This window comes from Polaribacter sp. (assembly GCF_965660385.1).
In the GTDB taxonomy this organism is placed as follows: domain Bacteria; phylum Bacteroidota; class Bacteroidia; order Flavobacteriales; family Flavobacteriaceae; genus Polaribacter.
In genome coordinates this window covers 1-16,948 of record NZ_CBFHZT010000057.1, presented here as the reverse complement: position 1 = coordinate 16,948, position 16,948 = coordinate 1, and the positions used below count along the sequence as shown (strand labels likewise).

The following is a 16,948-nucleotide window of genomic DNA, read 5'->3' as shown; positions in this document are numbered from 1 at the left end:
GGCATCAAAAATAAGCTCTAGTCTTTCTAAGGCTTTTTCGTAATCTTGTTCTGTTTTTATAGGTCTAATTTTCATAATCTATAGGTGCTAAATAGTATTAGCGTTTATTTTGTCATAATCCGAATGTGTCCCAATAAATCGAATAAATGCCCATTGTCTATCAAAATTAAATTTCACAATTAATCTGTAGGAATTTCCTTTAATATTAAAAACAATTCTACTGTTTTTAAGTATACTTGCATTAATATAAGTTCGTTTTACATCGTTAGGTGAAGTCCAATTTGAGTTTTTGGCTGTCTCATACCAGGTTTTTAAATATTGTTCTGAATCTGCATGTTTTTCCCAAAAATTTCTAAGGGTTCTCTTCGCAATTATCCTTTTCATTTGCAAAATTTCTATTACAAAGATACTAAAAAGTTCTCAAATATAGAACTAATTCTATTTTGTAATTATAGAGATAACTAGTTATATTTCTTTTTCCTTAAATAATTAAAAACAAATCCAAAAGCAAACAATAAAATTAAAGGTAAAGCCACATTTAAAAATTGCCAAAAAGTACGTTCTTTATATGCTTTTTGTTTGTCTAAAATGTTAATTTTTAAGTTTTTATTTCTTAAGTTGATGAGGCCAGAGTCATCTAATAAATAATCGACTGCATTTACTAAAAAGTCTTTATTGCCAAAAGTTTGATTTGTCCATTTATCACGATTCAAATCTGTTGGTTTTCCTTTTAAAAGTTGATTTTTTCCAACATCGCCATCAGCAATTACAATCATTTTATTTTGGCTAGCATTTTCTTTAAAAAGTGATGTTTCAAAAGGTTTTACTCTGTTTTTATAGGCCGATTTAAAATCACCTTCTAACAAAACACCCAGTAATTGATTACCACTTTTGTATTCTTTTTCCTGAGGTTCATCAGCAATAGATTGCAATTCAATAATAGAAGGAGTTCCTATTTTTTGCGTTAAAGGAGAACTCACTAATAAAGGCGTTTTTTTGATGTTATTTTTTAAAGTATCAATCTGATTTGCAAATTGTAAGCGAATTGGAGCCACATTTTTTGTAATTGGGTGATTGGGATTTCCACCCACCAAAGGATGGTAAAACCAATCTAAATTTTGAAATTGTGGTTGATTGCCAATATTTCCTGTTGCCAAAGCAATTTGTGCAGCATATAAATCTTTTATCAAAGTTGAGTTGATACGAACTCCGTAAGAAAAAAACACATCTGTTAAATTCAAATCTCTTGGGTAAGCAAGCATTTTTCCAGTGGCTAAAAGGCTATCTTGTTCTGCTTGGACATTGTCTATCATCCAAAGAGTTTTACCACCATTGGTAATAAATTGATCCAGCGTAAATTTTTCTTCTTCCGTAAATTTTTCAGTAGGTTTTGTAATAATCGCCAATTCTAAGCCAGTTAAATCTTGCAAAGTTTGTTGCGGATTTGTTGCCACAGAATCTAAAGTAAATTTTGCCAATTTGTGTTTCTTAGCCACTTCACTTAAAAAACTATATTGATAAATGTCTGCCAATTCTCCATTGCCATATAAAACAGCTACTTTCTTTTTGTTTTTTTGAGTGATGCTATATATGGCATTACTAAAACTATATTCTAAGTTTTCAATAGCTCTTTGAAGTTGTTCTTCTTGATTTGCAACGATTCCAGAAGGTAACAAAGAAACAATTTCTGTTTTATTTTCAAAATTGATTTCTGCCCAAGGAAAAATAATTGCCTCTGAGAGTTTACCATCTTCTTCAACAGTTAATTGACTTGGCATCATTCCTTTTTTAATCAAGTTTTCTCTTTGATCATCTGGATTTTCGAAATGAATTTTTATGAATCCGTTTTCGGCAGCTAATTCTTCTAAATATTGACGTGTTTCAACTTGTAATCGTTTAAATTCCGATGGAAAATCGCCCTCTAAATATATGGTAACATACAATGGTTTTTTAACTTTAGAAACTATTGAACTCGTAGTTTCTGATAATGTATAACGTTTATCTGCAGTTAAATCAAAACGTTTGTAATAAGATTGATTGATGAAGTTTAAGCCAATCAAAATTGATATTAATATCGTTACGTTTTTTACCTTTTTATTCATTTTCCAAACGCATTTTAGTGATGAATAAAAAGAAAAAAGAAACACTTAAAAAATAGAGAATATCTCTTGTGTCGATAACACCTCTAGAAATACTTTTATAATGTTCGTTAATTCCTAATTGTTGAATAGTAAAACCATCATTTCCAAAGGATAAGGCAATGGCATCAAATCCGTAGAATAAAAAAAACGTAATAAAAACCCCAAGAATAAAAGCAACAATTTGATTTTTAGATAATGTTGAGGTAAATAAACCAACAGCTGTATAAGTTGATGCTAAAAAAAGCAAGCCAATGTAGGAACCAATCGTGCTGCCAAAATCGATATTTCCAACAGGATTCCCAAGTTGATAAACAGTATAAACATAGATAAAAGTGGGTATAATTGCAATGCAAACCAATAGGAGTGAAGCCCAAAATTTACCCAAAACAATTTGCCAATCAGAAATGGGTTTCGTTTTTAACAGCTCTATAGTTCCTGTGTTAAATTCGTCTGCAAAACTTTTCATGGTAATGGCAGGAATCAAAAAAAGAAAAACCCAAGGAGCTAAATAAAAGAAGGAATTTACATCTGCAAAACCAGCGTTTAAAATATTAAAATCGTCATTAAAAATAAATAAGAACAAACCATTAATCAACAAGAAAACACCAATAACCAAATAAGCAATTGGGCTTGCAAAAAATGAGTTGAATTCTTTTTTTAGTATTGCTAACATATATTTTTCTTCTAACTTCTAACTTCTAACTTCTAACTTCTAACTTCTAACTTCCAAATTCTATTAAAATTATAAACTTCACACTTTCTTTCAGGTTGAAATACAAAATTGTGTTTTTGTAACAACGCAATTGATGCCAAATTATTTTTGTGTGTAAATGCTTCAACAGTCTTTAAATGCATTTGCTTTATACCGAATTCTATAACAACTTGCATAGCTTCAGACATTAATCCTAATTTTTGAAAATCTGTTTTTAGTTTATAACCAATTTCTGCATACTTATTTTCTAAATCAATTTTATGCAAAACGATACTACCTATAATATCTTGTTGATGTTCAATCAACCAAAAAATACGTTTTTTATCTTTATATAATGATTTACAACTAGTAATAAAATATTTTGCCTCATCTAATTTTTCAATCAGTTTTGTACCTACAAACTTATTAATTTCTTTGCAAGAGCGTAAATCAAAAACAGCTTTTGTATCTTTTAAAGTAGCTTCTTTTAAAATCAATTTTTCAGTATGTAATCTTGGAAAATTTTTGAAATTAAATTTCATTTATAAGAAAATTGAAAACCCCAAGTTAGTGCGAAAAATTTTATCTTTTTGTTCTGTAGTTTGGGAGGGGATAGTGGTTTTGAAGTTTGTTTCTGAATAGTTAAATATCAACTCTATTGAAATAAAACTATTGGCAAAATAGGCTAATCCTGCGCCTATATTAAAAACATTAATATTTGTATCAGCAGTAGTTACTGTATTATTAAAAACATCTCCATAAAAAACTTGTGCATCTTTTATTTTTCCAAAACCATAGCTAGCTCGCGCAAATGGTTTTAAATTGTTTTCTAAAAAATAATATTTTACAAATGGAGAAATTGTATAAACTGCTCTAGAATCCAAGTCTTTTGGTTTTGTTTGTGCATAGCTTACATTTAAACCAGATGTAAGCTTATCAATCAAGAAATACCCAACTTCTGCATTTACATTAAATTGTGAATATTTGTTTGAGTTTGTAGCCCCATACATGGTGTTATTACTGGAACTTACATAATCTGTATTTGAGCTTAAAAAATTAAAATTACTATTTGCACCAATATAATATCCTCCTTTTTCAGTTTGAGCGGAAATCGTAATGGTCAATAGTATAATAATTACAATTGTAATTTTCTGTAATTTCATAGCAATGTATATTTAAGTTAAAGATTCTCTTTTATCCACACTCCAAGCTTCGGGTTTACCATTAAAATACTTTTTAGTTTGTTGCCAAGTGGCTTTAAAAAAGTCTGAATTTCTATAATTTTCTAAATCTTGTTCAGAGTTCCAATATGAATAGGTAAAAAAGAGTTCTGGATTGTTTTTATCTTGATACAACTCTAATAATTGACATCCTTTAGTGTTTCTAATTTGTAGTTTCTTTTGTTCAAACATAGCTCTAAAATCAGCAATATATTTGTCATGAAAACTCATTTTTACGATTCTAACAAACATAAAAAATTACGTTAAAGGTGTGTATTCTGGTTTCGCGTCTTGAATAAAATCAATAATAATAGGATCTCTATATTCTAAACCTAATAATGTAGATGCACCACCTACAGTTTTTAGGTTACTTCTATAAATGGCAATTTCTAAATAACCAGCAGAATTAAATAAAGCAAGCTTATTGCCATCAAAAACCCTTGATTCTGTAGAATTGTTATTGGTAATTTCGTTGTATTTATTAAATATTTTAGTAAAAGAATAACGAGAAGCGAGTACTTTATATTTTCTTCCTTTACCAATATCGTTAAACATTTTTTTACTAATATTAGAAATTATATTTCCATAATTATCAATATATAAAACACCACCAATAATTTGTGTTTTTGCTTGGTTTACTTTTGGTTGAATTTCAATCAACTTCTTAAATTCAAAAGTTTCTTTTCCAATCACAGTTAAATTTCCTCCTCTGGCAATAAAACAAGCAACTTGTACAAAAACATCTAAAACAGGGAAACTACTTTCTAACCTATCATGTATATTAATCTCTACAATTTTTGTTGGTTGAATTTCAGAGGCAATCATAGAGATTAAACCATTGTCTGGACATACAAAAAAATGATCGTCTAAAGATATGGCAATGTGTTTGTTATCTTTGCTCAACTCAGAATCTACTCCAATAATATGAATGGTTCCTTTAGGAAAACTTTTGTATGAATTCTTTAAAATATAAGCAGTTTCTGTAATATTAAAAGGAGATATTTCATGCGTAATATCTACAATTTGGGCATTTTCAAGCTCAGAATATATTGCGCCTTTAACAGCCCCAACAAAGTGGTCTTTAGTTCCAAAATCGGTTGTTAAAGTAATTAAAGACATTAATTTTTTGGCTGTTAATTAATTGTGTAAAAGTTGTAAATTATTTTACGCAAATCTAATCATTTTAGTATTTTTAATTGCTATTTTAGTTGAAATATAATTCAAATCAATCCATAAAAAAAAACATTTGAACGAACGCATTATAGAGTTAACGGAAATTAACCCAAAAGATTTCTTTGGCGCACAAAATAGTACAATTGCACAACTCAAAAGATACTTTCCAAAAATTAAAATTGTAGCTCGAGGGTCGAAACTAAAAATTTACGGAGAACCAGAAATTTTAGACGAGTTTGAAACACGTTTTAATCGATTAATTAAATATTTTAATCGTTACAACAAACTAGACGAAAATAGCATTGAGCGTATTTTAACCTCTAATGGACAAGAAGAGAAAACGATTTCTTCAAAAAACGTGAAAGACATTTTAGTGCATGGTGTTAATGGTAAATTAATTAAACCTCAAACCGAAAATCAACGTAAAATGGTTTCCTTAATGGAAAAAAATGATATGTTGTTTGCTGTAGGTCCTGCAGGAACAGGTAAAACTTATACAGCTGTTGCGTTAGCAGTAAAAGCTCTAAAAGAGAAAGAGGTTCGCAGAATTATTTTAACAAGACCTGCAGTTGAATCTGGTGAAAATTTAGGTTTTTTACCTGGCGATTTAAAAGAAAAATTAGATCCTTATATGCAACCTTTATACGATGCTTTAAGAGATATGATTCCGCATGAAAAATTAGCATCTCACTTAGAAAAAGGAGTAATTCAAATTGCACCATTAGCTTTTATGAGAGGTAGAACTCTAGATAATGCATTTGTAATTTTAGACGAAGCCCAGAATACTACACATAATCAAATGAAAATGTTTTTAACAAGAATGGGTAAAAGTGCAAAGTTTATAATTACAGGAGATCCAGGTCAAATAGATTTACCAAGAAAACAAGTTTCTGGCTTAAAAGAATCGTTATTGGCATTAAAAAGTATAGAAGGTATTGCACAAGTTTATTTAGATGATAAAGACGTTGTAAGACATAGGTTGGTTAAAAAAATAATTACAGCATATAAAAGTATCGAAACAGAATGATAACTATTGAAAAAGATAAATTAGGTTTACAAGATTACTTTTATATTGGCTATCTGTATTTGATTATTATGGGAATTATAAGCGATGCCATCTTTTATGGAATATTTGGTGTATCGTATTTAAATTATACTACTATTTTAGATGCTTTAATTTCTCCTATAAGTCTGTTAACAAATAATTGGAAAATTTCATTGTTTTTAGCGTTAATGTTTGGATTAATGTATTTGTATTTTACCAAGTGGATGTTTAAATTGTATGCCTATTTAAGAGTAAAAAAATGGTATCAAAAAGTATACAATATAGAAAAATGGGATAAAAAATATGAAGTATTAGGCAAGAAAAAGAATATTTTGCCAGGCATGATGTTTATCTTTTTTTTACTCTTTGTATCCATGAGAACAGGAATGGGCATTGGGATGAAGTACAAATACACAAACAAAGAAATTATACCCAATTATACCTTGGTTTTTAAAGATAATTCAAAGTTAGATGTTAGAAAAATTGGGCAGAATTCAGCATACTTTTTTTATTTTATTCCGGGTGAAAAAGTAATTACAGCTGCACCAATTTCTGATAATTTAAAGCAGATAAAAGTACTTGAAAAGCAAAAGAAATAATATTCTATAGCTTATTTTTGCATTTTCAATAACAACGCAACACATGAATACAATCAACGAAACCAATTTTAACTTTCCGAATCAAAAATCTGTTTACAAAGGTAAAGTAAGAGAAGTTTATAACATTAACGATGAACTTTTAGTGATGATTGCAACTGATAGATTATCTGCTTTTGATGTTATTTTACCTCGTCAAATTCCTTTTAAAGGGCAAATTTTAAATCAGATTGCCACAAAAATGATGAATGACACTGCAGATATTGTTCCCAATTGGTTAATTGCAAATCCAGATGAAAATGTGGCTATTGGTCATCTTTGCGAACCATTTAAAGTAGAAATGGTAATTCGTGGCTATTTATCTGGTCATGCAGCAAGAGAATACAAAGCAGGGAAAAGAGTTTTGTGTGGTGTTAAAATGCTAGAAGGATTGCAAGAAAATGATCAATTTCCAACGCCAATAATTACTCCTTCTACTAAAGCTGATAATGGCGAGCATGATGAGGATATATCTAGAGAAGAAATTTTAGCAAAAGGAATTGTTTCAGAAGAAGATTATATCATTTTAGAAAATTATACAAGAGCTTTATTTCAAAGAGGTACTGAAATTGCAGCAAAAAGAGGGCTTATTTTAGTGGATACCAAGTACGAATTTGGTAAAACCAAAGAAGGTAAAATTGTATTGATTGATGAAATACACACACCAGATTCTTCACGTTATTTTTATGCTGATGGCTATCAAGAAAGACAAGATAAAGGCGAAGCACAAAAACAATTGTCGAAAGAATTTGTTCGTCAATGGTTGATAGAAAATGGTTTTCAAGGAAAAGAAAATCAGCAAATTCCAGAAATGTCTGATGAAAAAATTATTGAAATTTCTAATAGATATATCGAATTGTACGAACAAATTACTGGAGAAACTTTTGTAAAAGCATCAACTGAAAATGTTTTACAAAGAATTGAAGAGAATGTAATTTCTTTTTTGAATTCTAATAAATAATAAATTTGTCATTTCTACGATAGGAGAAATCTCATACATTAACTTTAGATTTCTCCTATCGTAAAAATGATAGGTCAATTTAAAAATAGCAAATAAAACAAACAACAATGAAAATTGAACCAAGAACAAGAGGCTTTATATGTTTAACCTCTCATCCAACAGGATGTGAGCAAAACGTAATAAATCAAATTGAATATATAAAATCAAAAGGAAAAATAGAGGGTGCCAAAAAAGTGTTAGTGATTGGGGCGTCTACTGGTTTTGGATTAGCATCAAGAATTACAAGTGCTTTTGGATCAGATGCTGCTACAATTGGTGTGTTTTTTGATAAACCAGCATCTGAAGGTAGACCTGGTTCTCCAGGATATTACAATACTGCCGCTTTTGAGAAACACGCTCATAAAGCAGGATTGTATGCTAAAAGTATTAATGGAGATGCGTTTTCTAACGAAATCAAAGAACAGGTTGTTCATCTAATTAAAGAAGATTTAGGGCAAATTGATTTGGTAATTTATAGTTTAGCATCACCAGTAAGAAAACATCCAGAAACAGGTAAACGTTATAAATCGGTTTTAAAACCAATAGGAGAAGTTTTTACCAATAAAACAGTCGATTTTCATACAGGGCAAGTTTCTGAAATCTCAATACAACCTGCAGAAGGAGATGATATTGAAAATACCATTACAGTAATGGGTGGTGAGGATTGGAAAATGTGGATTGATGCTTTACGAGCTGAAAATTTATTATCAGAGGGTGCAACAACGGTTGCTTACTCTTACATTGGTCCAGAGGTTACAAAACCAGTATATCGAAACGGAACTATTGGTGCTGCTAAAGACGATTTAGAAAAAACAGCATTTACTATTTCTGATGATTTAAAATCAATCAACGGTAATGCTTATGTCTCTGTAAATAAGGCGTTAGTTACCCAAGCAAGTTCTGCAATACCTGTAATTCCTTTATACATCTCTTTATTGTTTAAAGTGATGAAAGAGAAAGGAATACACGAGGGGTGTATTGAACAAATTCAACGTTTATACAGTCAGCGTTTGTTTGGTGGCGATTTGGCTTTAGATGAAAAAGGAAGAATAAGAATTGATGATTGGGAAATGCGTGAAGATGTACAGGATGAAATTGCTGAATTGTGGAAAACTGCCACATCAGAAAACTTAGCTGAAATTGGTGATTTAAAAGGTTATAGTGATGAGTTTTTTAATCTTTTTGGATTTAAGGTTGATGGTGTAGATTACAATGCTGATGTTAATGAAATTGTTAAAATACCAAGTGAAGCATAAAATTTTAGAAAACAGAACTTACAAGATTTTATAAACCTTGTAGGTTCTGTTTTTTTACAAGTTCTGCGATTTTTTAATTCTTTTTTTATTTCTTATAATTTTGAAAGCAGCCACAATTAAATCTTTAAAAGACGAACTTTCTCATAAAACATCTGATGAGTTAAAGGAATTGTGTTTGCAATTGGCACGTTTTAAAGTTGAAAATAAAGAATTACTTACCTATTTACTTTTTGAAGCGCATAATGAAGAACAATATATTGAAAATTGTAAATTATTTATAGACAATTTATTCGATGAAATCGATACTAAAAATGCATATTATGTTCGAAAAAAGATTCGTAAAATATTGTCTTCATCTAAGAAATTAATTCGATTTTCTAAGAAAAAAGAAACAGAAGCAGAGGTTTTAATTCACTTTTGTAGAAAATTAAAAAACTACAATCCTTTTTTTAAAAGAAGCACACGTTTACAAAATATTTTTCAAACCCAGTTAAGAATGGCAAAAAATGCTGTTTCAAAACTACATGAAGATTTGCAATTTGATTATCAATTAGAGTTAGATACCTTATCCGATAATGAGTAAAAAAAGACCTAAATTAGAAAATTTAATAACTGTAAATACTACTAAAATAGAGTTTTTTCAAAATACTGTATTAAGGCCTATTATTAAAATGCAACATGATTTCTTAGTTGCAATGTTCACTAATTACTTAAAAAAAAGAAAAATAGACTTTAAATCAATATCAGAAGAAAAGAAAAAAAGCACAATTAAAGCTGCTCTTGAGAAAGATATTGCTTTTAAAAATCAAATTATTGGTGCTGTTCTAGGACAATTTTCTATCAATGAATATAACGAATACTCTAAAAATTCTTCTGAATTTAATAGAAGAATAAAACAAATAATTATTAAAAGATTACAAGATAGTTTACATGAGCTATAATAAAAAACCGCTACGACCAAGTAGCGGTTTAAATCAATCAACCAAAAGACTTCTTTATTTTAATTAAGTATGTCTACTTAATCTTTAGAAGTGCTATTAAATAGCTTCACAAAGATAATGTTTATTTTGTTTAATAAAATGTTAAAAATAATAAACAATAATTAAATTTATTATTTTGGCATTACTACTGTATCTATGGCATGGACTACTCCATTTGATGCAGTAACATCAGTAATTATAACAGTAGACATATTACCCTTGTCATCTTTTAAGATTACTTTTCCATCTTTTAAAGAAGCAGTAAGCGAACTTCCTTGCACTGTTTTAATATTAAACTTACCATTATTTGCTTTAATTGCTGCCAAAACATCTTTTGCTTTAAATTCACCTGCAACAACATGATAAGTTAAAATTGATGTCAATAATTTTTTGTTTTCGGGCTTTAACAAAGAGTCTAATGTACCTTCAGGTAATTTATCAAATGCACTATTTACTGGTGCAAAAACAGTAAAAGGTCCATCACCATTTAAAGTCTCCACTAAACCAGCTGCTTTTACAGCAGCAACTAAAGTTGTAAAATTTTCGTTAGAAGCTGCAACACCAATTATTGTCTTTTCTTCTTTAGTGTTGTTTTTTTCTTTCGGGTCTGTATTTGCAAAAGTTGGAAGTGAAATGATGATAGCCAATACAGAAATTGTAAATAATTTTTTAAAATTCATAATATTTGTTTTAAGTTTCATCAAAGTTAAAGTAGTTTTGTTTAATTATATGTTAAAATAATTAAACAAAAACTTAAAATTAACTTAAATAATAAAAGACGCAGTATATGCGTCTTTTATTTTAATGATTTTAGGTTTACCTTAATTACTCTTAGTTGCCAAAAGCTTTTTTTGATACTTGCCTTGAACAACATCAATAATTACAAGAATAGCAATTACAAAGTAAAAAGTTGTTTTGCTCATTGGCACAATTTCGTTGCCAAATAGTTTTAAATGTGCTAAATGGCCACCTTCTGTTACTAACATAATTCCTACAATAAAAAGTATAAACAGCCCTAAAACTTCATACATTCTATTTTTAGATAGAAATACCGAAATTTTATTTGCCATCAATAGCATTAGTAAACCACTAACTACAATTGCGGTTGCCATTACAATAAATGCTGTGGTTTCATTTTCTATTTCTCTTGTCAATCCAATAGCGGCTAAAATAGAATCAAAAGAAAAAACAAGATTCATTATAACAATGCTAAAAATTACGGCATTAGAAGATTTTGTTCCTTTTTCAGTGGTCATTTCAGAAAACTCCAAACCTTTTGTAGATATCATGTGCCAAATTTCTTTAATGGCTGTGTAAATTATAAATCCACCACCTGCTAAAACTATTAAACTGTGTCCGTTAAAAGCAAATTTTATAATATCTTCGATTTCTCCTGTTAAAAAACTAAATGGTTTTTGAAAATATTTAATTAAAGAAACCAAAATAAATAAAAGTACAATACGCAAGGCAATAGCAATTAAAATACCCACTTTACGAACCCTTTTTTGGTCTGTTTGTGGCGCTTTTTTAGATTCTAAAGAGATGTATAATAAATTGTCGAAACCTAAAACAGCTTGCAATAATATTAACATGATTAAGGTAAAAATTACTTGTAACATTTTTTATTTTTTGGTTTTTTCAAATGTATTTTTAATGAGGAAGATATGCAATGGAAAACTTATTTATTTCTAAAATAGATATTCCCAAAGAATTTTAAAACTTACAAAAGCTATTAATATAGCAGTCGCTTTTTTTAATTGCATAGGTGAAAAGAATTTGTTGCTCAATTTCCTTCCAATTTGGCCACCTAAAAAAACCGTAACTAATAAAATACTGGTCAGGTGCCAATTCATATAAAATTGTGGATTTACAATTTGACCAAACAAACCTGCAATAGAATTTACCAAAATAAATACACTTGCAGCTGCAGCAATTTTTTTAGGTGTATTCCAATTGGTAAGGTGTAATAATGGCGCCAAAAAAATACCACCACCAATGCCAACCATTCCAGAAACAAAGCCTATTGCAGAACCATAAAAAGCATTTTTTTTAGGATTGATTTTTGTTTTTTGGGTTGACACAATTTTTTTGGAAAGCCACATACTTAAGGCTGCAAATAAAAGTGTAAAACCTAGTAAAACAAAAAAGAAGTTTTGACTTATTTTTAAATATCCACCTAAAAAAGCAAATGGGATGCTAAACGAAACAATTGGGAGTAATTGACGCCAATTAATTACTTTCTGTTTTTGGAAAAAATACACATTTCCTGTAACGACCATAATATTACACAACAAAGAAGTTGCTCTAATTTGAGAAAAAGCAATACCAGTTAAAGCTAAAACAGCTAAATAACTAGAGCCACCTCCAAAACCCACAGACGCATATAATATTGCAACAATAAAAAATAGTAAAACAATATACCAGTACTGAATAAAAACGTCTAAAATCAAAGGAATTGCAAAAAGAATTAAAAAAAAATAAAAATAGTTAAATAAATAATTATATTGTAAAAAATTAACAAAACTTATTATTTTATGTCAGTTGAAAATGCAAAAAAATATTGGAAAAAGAATTTACGTTATCTAGCGATACTTTTAAGTATTTGGTTTTTAGTTTCTTTTGTCTTCGGAATTTTATTAGTAGATGAGCTAAACACCATTAGATTGGGTGGCTTTAAATTAGGGTTTTGGTTCGCACAACAAGGCGCTATTTATGTGTTTGTAATTCTCATTTTTGTATACATCAAATTGATGAATAAGTTGGATAAAGAATTTGGATATAATAATTAATAAAAAAAAGAAATTATGAGTATTCAAATTTGGACATGGATTTTAGTAGGAATTACTTTTACATTATATATAGGTATTGCAATTTGGTCTAGAGCAGGTTCTACCAAAGAATTTTATGTTGCAGGTGGTGGAGTTTCGCCACTAGCAAATGGCTTAGCAACAGCAGCAGATTGGATGTCAGCAGCTTCATTTATTTCAATGGCAGGTTTAATATCCTTTAATGGTTATGATGGCTCAGTATATTTAATGGGCTGGACAGGTGGTTATGTATTATTAGCCTTATTATTAGCACCTTATTTAAGAAAATTTGGCAAATTTACAGTTCCAGATTTTATTGGTGATCGTTATTATTCTAATGTAGCAAGAAGTGTTGCTGTATTTTGTGCATTGTTAGTTTCATTTACTTATGTGGCTGGTCAAATGCGTGGAGTTGGTTTGGTGTTCTCACGTTTTTTAGAAGTTGATATCAATACAGGTGTAATTATTGGGATGATTATCGTACTTTTTTATGCAGTTTTAGGAGGTATGAAAGGGATTACCTACACACAAGTTGCACAATATTGTGTGTTGATTTTTGCGTTTATGGTACCAGCGATATTTATTTCTATTCAAATGACAGGTAACCCAATTCCGCAATTAGGTTTTGGTGGTGCAGATGAAAATGGCGTGTATTTATTAGATAAATTAGATGGTTTACACAGGGAACTAGGTTTTGCAGAATATACATCTGGTAGCAAAACCACTTTAGATGTGTTTTTAATTACAGCAGCATTAATGTTTGGTACAGCAGGTTTACCACATGTTATTGTACGTTTCTTTACCGTAAAAAAAGTTTCAGATGCACGTAAATCTGCAGGTTGGGCATTGTTGTTAATCGCAATTTTGTATACAACTGCACCAGCAATTTCTTTATTTTCTAGAACTAATTTAATAGAAACTGTAAGTAATAAAGAATATGAAAAAATGCCAGAATGGTTTGCAAATTGGGAAAAAACAGGATTGATAGAATTTAATGATAAAAACAAGGATGGTTTAGTGCAATATCTTGCAGATGCAGATAAAAACGAGCTTATTGTAGATAAAGATATTATGGTTTTAGCAAATCCAGAAATTGCGCAATTACCAAATTGGGTAATTGCATTAGTAGCTGCAGGTGCTTTAGCAGCAGCCTTATCTACGGCAGCAGGGTTACTTTTGGTAATTTCAGCCTCTGTATCACACGATTTAATTAAAAAGATGATCAATCCAAATATCACAGAAAAAGGTGAATTGGTTGCAGCAAGATTGTCTGCAGTTGTAGCTGTTGGTGTAGCTGGTTATTTTGGTATCAATCCACCAGACTTTGTAGCAGCAACAGTTGCATTGGCATTTGGTTTGGCAGCAGCATCTTTTTTTCCTGCTATAATTTTAGGTATTTTTGATAAAAGAATGAATAAAGAAGGCGCTATTTTAGGAATGGTAGTTGGTATTTTATTGATGCTTTTTTATATGCTAAAATTCAAATTTGATTGGTTTGGAGGAGGTACAAAAGAAGATTGGTGGTTTGGTATTTCACCAGAAGGTTTTGGTACAGTTGCAATGTTTGTGAACTTCATCTTATCATTTGTTGTTTCTAGGTTTACAGCAAGTCCACCAGAAGATGTGCAAGAAATTGTAGAAAATATAAGAATACCAAGTGGAGCAGGAGAAGCTACACATTAAATAAAGTTAGAAATTAATTGACTTCTTAAATTGTTGAGGAGTCATTAATTCTAATTTTTTAAATTGTCTATTAAAGTAGCTCGTGTTATTGAATCCCGATTTAAAAGCAATTTCAGAAATTCTTAAATCATTCGTTTTTTGCATCAATTTTTTAGCAAACTTAATTTTTTCTGAATTTAAAAAATCGATAGGAGAAATACCTATGGTATTTTTAAATTTTTTATGAAAGTGAGAACTACTCATACATGCTTTTTCTGCTAAAAGATCGACACTAATATCCTTATTTGTTAAATTTTCTTTTATATATTTTATAACCATTCCAATTCTAGTATCCGTAAAAACATTTTCTGTATCATCTAATAAAATTGATTTTGCTTTGGTTTGTAATAACCTAACTATGAGTTCTTGAATCATTAAGTCTAACAATAAATCTTTAGAAGTATTATTATTTGTAAAGGTATATATTAAACGTTTAACTAATTGATTTACATCTGAATTGTGGGTCAAATGATTGCTGTTGTTGTTAAGATTCCAGTTATTATTCTCATTCTCTATAGCAATAGTATCATTAAATTTATCTACGACCTCATTAATTTTTGTATTATCAATCCCTAAGGCTAAACATTGAGTTGGATTTTTCATTTTAGCTTCAGGAAAATCTATAATCATCTCTTTATTAGATGGCATAACAACAGATTCTCCTGGGTAAAAATCAAAAGAAGGTAGTCCGTCAAGATGCATCACTTTTTTACCAGTTAACATACTTGCTATAATAGGATAATCAAATTGTAAGGCAACTTTTTCGGCATATTTATAGGTTTCGTAAATATTTAATTCAGCAAAATCAGAATTATAAGTAGTTCTATTTTCAACTAAAGTATCAAGTTTTCTGTTTCTATTATGTGATGTTAATAAATGGCTCATAATCAAAAATATAAAAGTTTTAAAAAAAAAATAGTCTAATAATAGAATTGTACTACAATATAATAAATATGTTCAATTTGTAGTGATTTTAATAAAATAACTTTACAAAAAATGATAATTATGTGTTTTTACGATGATTATATTATCAATATTACAATTAATTATCAATTTTAAATATTAACTAAAAATTTAATTATGAGTTATTCAAAACCGCAATTTAAAACTACTTATGGAAACTTTATTAATGGTAAATTTACAGAACCATTAGATGGTCAGTACTTTGAAAATACCTCTCCAATTGATGGTAGCTTAATTGCAAAATATCCAAGATCAAAAAAAGAAGATGTAGACTTAGCTTTAGATGCTGCGAATGCAGCAAAAGAATCTTGGGGTAATACTTCTGCAACAGAAAGAGCTACGCTTTTAAATAAAGTTGCAGAAATTATAGAAGCTAATTTAGAAGAATTTGCTTTGGTAGAAACTTGTGATAACGGGAAACCTATTCGCGAAACTTTAAATGCAGATATTCCATTATCAGCAGATCATTGGCGCTATTTTGCAGCATGTATTAGAGCAGAAGAAGGCAGTGCAACAGAATTAGATGCCAATACTTTGTCTATGAATATAAAAGAACCTTTAGGGGTTGTTGGTCAAATTATACCATGGAATTTTCCTTTATTAATGCTTTCTTGGAAATTACCACCAGCTATAGCTACTGGTAACTGTGTTGTTTTAAAGCCCGCAGAACAAACACCATCTTCAGCTACTTTACTTATGGAAAAAATTGCAGATGTTTTTCCTCCTGGAGTTGTAAATGTTGTTCATGGTTTTGGGCCAGAAGCAGGTAAACCATTAGCTTCTAGTTCTAAAGTAGATAAGGTTGCCTTTACTGGAGAAACAACCACAGGACAATTAATTATGCAATACGCCTCTAAAAATCTAAATCCGGTAACTATGGAATTAGGGGGTAAGTCTCCAAATATATTTTTTGAAAGCGTTATGGATGAAGACGATGCATTTTTAGACAAAGCCATTGAAGGAGCTGTGTTATTTGCTTTTAATCAAGGAGAAGTTTGTACTTGTCCATCAAGAATTTTAGTACAAGAAAGTATATATGATAAATTTATGGAACGAGTTGTAGCTCGTACAAAGGCAATTGTACAAACAAGTCCATATAGCTCAGATTGTATGGTTGGTGCGCAAGCTTCTAATGATCAATATGAAAAAATACAATCTTATATAAAAATTGGAAAAGAAGAAGGTGCTAAGGTACTTTGTGGTGGAGCTGCAAACACAGAAGGAGATTTAGTAAATGGTTTTTACATTCAACCAACAATATTAGAGGGGCATAATAAAATGAGGGTTTTTCAAGAAGAAATTTTTGGGCCTGTAG

At 29.6% G+C, this 16,948-nt stretch carries 20 protein-coding genes; 9 read left to right on the top strand and 11 right to left on the bottom strand.

Features of this window, described 5'->3' with window-relative positions; translation table 11 throughout:
• Window positions 1-87: 87 nt before the first annotated feature.
• The 7 genes from ACTG3V_RS13340 to ACTG3V_RS13310 all read right to left on the bottom strand — a co-directional run bounded on the left by ACTG3V_RS13340 (window position 88) and on the right by ACTG3V_RS13310 (window position 5,171).
• Window positions 88-384 carry a type II toxin-antitoxin system HigB family toxin gene (locus tag ACTG3V_RS13340; RefSeq protein ID WP_439132667.1) on the bottom strand — a complete coding sequence of 99 codons (297 nt, stop codon included), beginning with the start codon at window positions 382-384 and terminating at the stop codon, window positions 88-90.
• Window positions 385-461: 77 nt separating this feature from the next.
• Complete coding sequence (gldG, locus tag ACTG3V_RS13335; RefSeq protein WP_439132666.1) at window positions 462-2,102, bottom strand: gliding motility-associated ABC transporter substrate-binding protein GldG; 1,641 nt, start codon at window positions 2,100-2,102, stop codon at window positions 462-464.
• On the bottom strand, window positions 2,095-2,814 hold the full coding sequence (gene gldF, locus ACTG3V_RS13330; protein ID WP_439132665.1) for a gliding motility-associated ABC transporter permease subunit GldF: 720 nt from the start codon (window positions 2,812-2,814) through the stop codon (window positions 2,095-2,097). Before gldF ends, gldG begins: the two co-directional genes overlap by 8 nt.
• A 32-nt stretch (window positions 2,815-2,846) precedes the next feature.
• Window positions 2,847-3,374 (bottom strand): GNAT family N-acetyltransferase, encoded by a 528-nt coding sequence (locus ACTG3V_RS13325; protein ID WP_439132664.1) that lies wholly within the window; start codon window positions 3,372-3,374, stop codon window positions 2,847-2,849.
• A complete protein-coding gene (locus ACTG3V_RS13320; RefSeq protein WP_439132663.1) occupies window positions 3,375-3,995 on the bottom strand; it encodes an outer membrane beta-barrel protein in 621 nt (206 codons plus the stop codon).
• Window positions 3,996-4,007: 12 nt separating this feature from the next.
• On the bottom strand, window positions 4,008-4,304 hold the full coding sequence (locus ACTG3V_RS13315; RefSeq protein WP_439132662.1) for a putative quinol monooxygenase: 297 nt from the start codon (window positions 4,302-4,304) through the stop codon (window positions 4,008-4,010).
• 6 nt (window positions 4,305-4,310) lie between these two features.
• Complete coding sequence (locus ACTG3V_RS13310; RefSeq protein WP_439132661.1) at window positions 4,311-5,171, bottom strand: SAM hydrolase/SAM-dependent halogenase family protein; 861 nt, start codon at window positions 5,169-5,171, stop codon at window positions 4,311-4,313.
• Between the two features lie 127 nt (window positions 5,172-5,298).
• On the opposite strand from ACTG3V_RS13310, the gene ACTG3V_RS13305 reads away from it, so the two are divergent.
• From ACTG3V_RS13305 to ACTG3V_RS13280, 6 genes are all read left to right on the top strand, one after another.
• Window positions 5,299-6,252, top strand: coding sequence for a PhoH family protein (locus ACTG3V_RS13305; protein ID WP_439132660.1), 954 nt, complete (start codon window positions 5,299-5,301; stop codon window positions 6,250-6,252).
• A complete protein-coding gene (locus tag ACTG3V_RS13300; protein ID WP_439132659.1) occupies window positions 6,249-6,869 on the top strand; it encodes a hypothetical protein in 621 nt (206 codons plus the stop codon). The genes ACTG3V_RS13305 and ACTG3V_RS13300 overlap by 4 nt, the downstream gene beginning before the upstream one ends.
• Window positions 6,870-6,912: 43 nt before the next feature.
• Window positions 6,913-7,866: a phosphoribosylaminoimidazolesuccinocarboxamide synthase gene (locus ACTG3V_RS13295; RefSeq protein WP_439132658.1), complete on the top strand. Its 954-nt coding sequence runs from the start codon at window positions 6,913-6,915 to the stop codon at window positions 7,864-7,866.
• A gap of 107 nt (window positions 7,867-7,973) precedes the next feature.
• Complete coding sequence (gene fabV / locus ACTG3V_RS13290) at window positions 7,974-9,161, top strand: enoyl-ACP reductase FabV (RefSeq protein WP_439132657.1); 1,188 nt, start codon at window positions 7,974-7,976, stop codon at window positions 9,159-9,161.
• A gap of 100 nt (window positions 9,162-9,261) precedes the next feature.
• The gene (locus ACTG3V_RS13285) at window positions 9,262-9,744 is read left to right on the top strand and encodes a hypothetical protein (RefSeq protein WP_439132656.1); all 483 of its coding nucleotides are present in this window, start codon (window positions 9,262-9,264) and stop codon (window positions 9,742-9,744) included.
• Window positions 9,737-10,102, top strand: a complete 366-nt coding sequence (locus ACTG3V_RS13280; RefSeq protein ID WP_439132655.1) for a glyoxalase — start codon at window positions 9,737-9,739, stop codon at window positions 10,100-10,102. Before ACTG3V_RS13285 ends, ACTG3V_RS13280 begins: the two co-directional genes overlap by 8 nt.
• A gap of 170 nt (window positions 10,103-10,272) precedes the next feature.
• Here ACTG3V_RS13280 and ACTG3V_RS13275 read toward each other — a convergent pair whose 3' ends face one another.
• From ACTG3V_RS13275 to ACTG3V_RS13265, 3 genes are all read right to left on the bottom strand, one after another.
• Window positions 10,273-10,821, bottom strand: coding sequence for a fasciclin domain-containing protein (locus ACTG3V_RS13275; protein WP_439132654.1), 549 nt, complete (start codon window positions 10,819-10,821; stop codon window positions 10,273-10,275).
• Window positions 10,822-10,962: 141 nt separating this feature from the next.
• Window positions 10,963-11,760, bottom strand: a complete 798-nt coding sequence (locus tag ACTG3V_RS13270; protein WP_439132653.1) for a TerC family protein — start codon at window positions 11,758-11,760, stop codon at window positions 10,963-10,965.
• A gap of 69 nt (window positions 11,761-11,829) precedes the next feature.
• Window positions 11,830-12,591 carry a sulfite exporter TauE/SafE family protein gene (locus tag ACTG3V_RS13265; protein WP_439132652.1) on the bottom strand — a complete coding sequence of 254 codons (762 nt, stop codon included), beginning with the start codon at window positions 12,589-12,591 and terminating at the stop codon, window positions 11,830-11,832.
• Between the two features lie 84 nt (window positions 12,592-12,675).
• On the opposite strand from ACTG3V_RS13265, the gene ACTG3V_RS13260 reads away from it, so the two are divergent.
• Window positions 12,676-12,930, top strand: coding sequence for a DUF4212 domain-containing protein (locus ACTG3V_RS13260; protein WP_439132651.1), 255 nt, complete (start codon window positions 12,676-12,678; stop codon window positions 12,928-12,930).
• Window positions 12,931-12,945: 15 nt separating this feature from the next.
• Window positions 12,946-14,631, top strand: coding sequence for a sodium:solute symporter family protein (locus ACTG3V_RS13255; protein WP_439132650.1), 1,686 nt, complete (start codon window positions 12,946-12,948; stop codon window positions 14,629-14,631).
• Between the two features lie 6 nt (window positions 14,632-14,637).
• On the opposite strand, the gene ACTG3V_RS13250 is transcribed toward ACTG3V_RS13255, so the two are convergent.
• Window positions 14,638-15,555: an AraC family transcriptional regulator gene (locus ACTG3V_RS13250; RefSeq protein WP_439132648.1), complete on the bottom strand. Its 918-nt coding sequence runs from the start codon at window positions 15,553-15,555 to the stop codon at window positions 14,638-14,640.
• A gap of 195 nt (window positions 15,556-15,750) precedes the next feature.
• On the opposite strand from ACTG3V_RS13250, the gene ACTG3V_RS13245 reads away from it, so the two are divergent.
• On the top strand, window positions 15,751-16,948 hold a 1,198-nt coding region (locus ACTG3V_RS13245), incomplete at its 3' end, for an aldehyde dehydrogenase family protein (protein ID WP_439132647.1).

Coding starts and splice junctions, on each gene's coding strand:
- ACTG3V_RS13340 (WP_439132667.1), bottom strand. CDS start 384: ATGAAAAGGATAATTGCGAAGAGAACCCTTAGAAATTTTTGGGAAAAA.
- gldG (WP_439132666.1), bottom strand. CDS start 2,102: ATGAATAAAAAGGTAAAAAACGTAACGATATTAATATCAATTTTGATT.
- gldF (WP_439132665.1), bottom strand. CDS start 2,814: ATGTTAGCAATACTAAAAAAAGAATTCAACTCATTTTTTGCAAGCCCA.
- ACTG3V_RS13325 (WP_439132664.1), bottom strand. CDS start 3,374: ATGAAATTTAATTTCAAAAATTTTCCAAGATTACATACTGAAAAATTG.
- ACTG3V_RS13320 (WP_439132663.1), bottom strand. CDS start 3,995: ATGAAATTACAGAAAATTACAATTGTAATTATTATACTATTGACCATT.
- ACTG3V_RS13315 (WP_439132662.1), bottom strand. CDS start 4,304: ATGTTTGTTAGAATCGTAAAAATGAGTTTTCATGACAAATATATTGCT.
- ACTG3V_RS13310 (WP_439132661.1), bottom strand. CDS start 5,171: ATGTCTTTAATTACTTTAACAACCGATTTTGGAACTAAAGACCACTTT.
- ACTG3V_RS13300 (WP_439132659.1), top strand. CDS start 6,249: ATGATAACTATTGAAAAAGATAAATTAGGTTTACAAGATTACTTTTAT.
- ACTG3V_RS13295 (WP_439132658.1), top strand. CDS start 6,913: ATGAATACAATCAACGAAACCAATTTTAACTTTCCGAATCAAAAATCT.
- fabV (WP_439132657.1), top strand. CDS start 7,974: ATGAAAATTGAACCAAGAACAAGAGGCTTTATATGTTTAACCTCTCAT.
- ACTG3V_RS13280 (WP_439132655.1), top strand. CDS start 9,737: ATGAGTAAAAAAAGACCTAAATTAGAAAATTTAATAACTGTAAATACT.
- ACTG3V_RS13275 (WP_439132654.1), bottom strand. CDS start 10,821: ATGAATTTTAAAAAATTATTTACAATTTCTGTATTGGCTATCATCATT.
- ACTG3V_RS13270 (WP_439132653.1), bottom strand. CDS start 11,760: ATGTTACAAGTAATTTTTACCTTAATCATGTTAATATTATTGCAAGCT.
- ACTG3V_RS13260 (WP_439132651.1), top strand. CDS start 12,676: ATGTCAGTTGAAAATGCAAAAAAATATTGGAAAAAGAATTTACGTTAT.
- ACTG3V_RS13255 (WP_439132650.1), top strand. CDS start 12,946: ATGAGTATTCAAATTTGGACATGGATTTTAGTAGGAATTACTTTTACA.
- ACTG3V_RS13250 (WP_439132648.1), bottom strand. CDS start 15,555: ATGAGCCATTTATTAACATCACATAATAGAAACAGAAAACTTGATACT.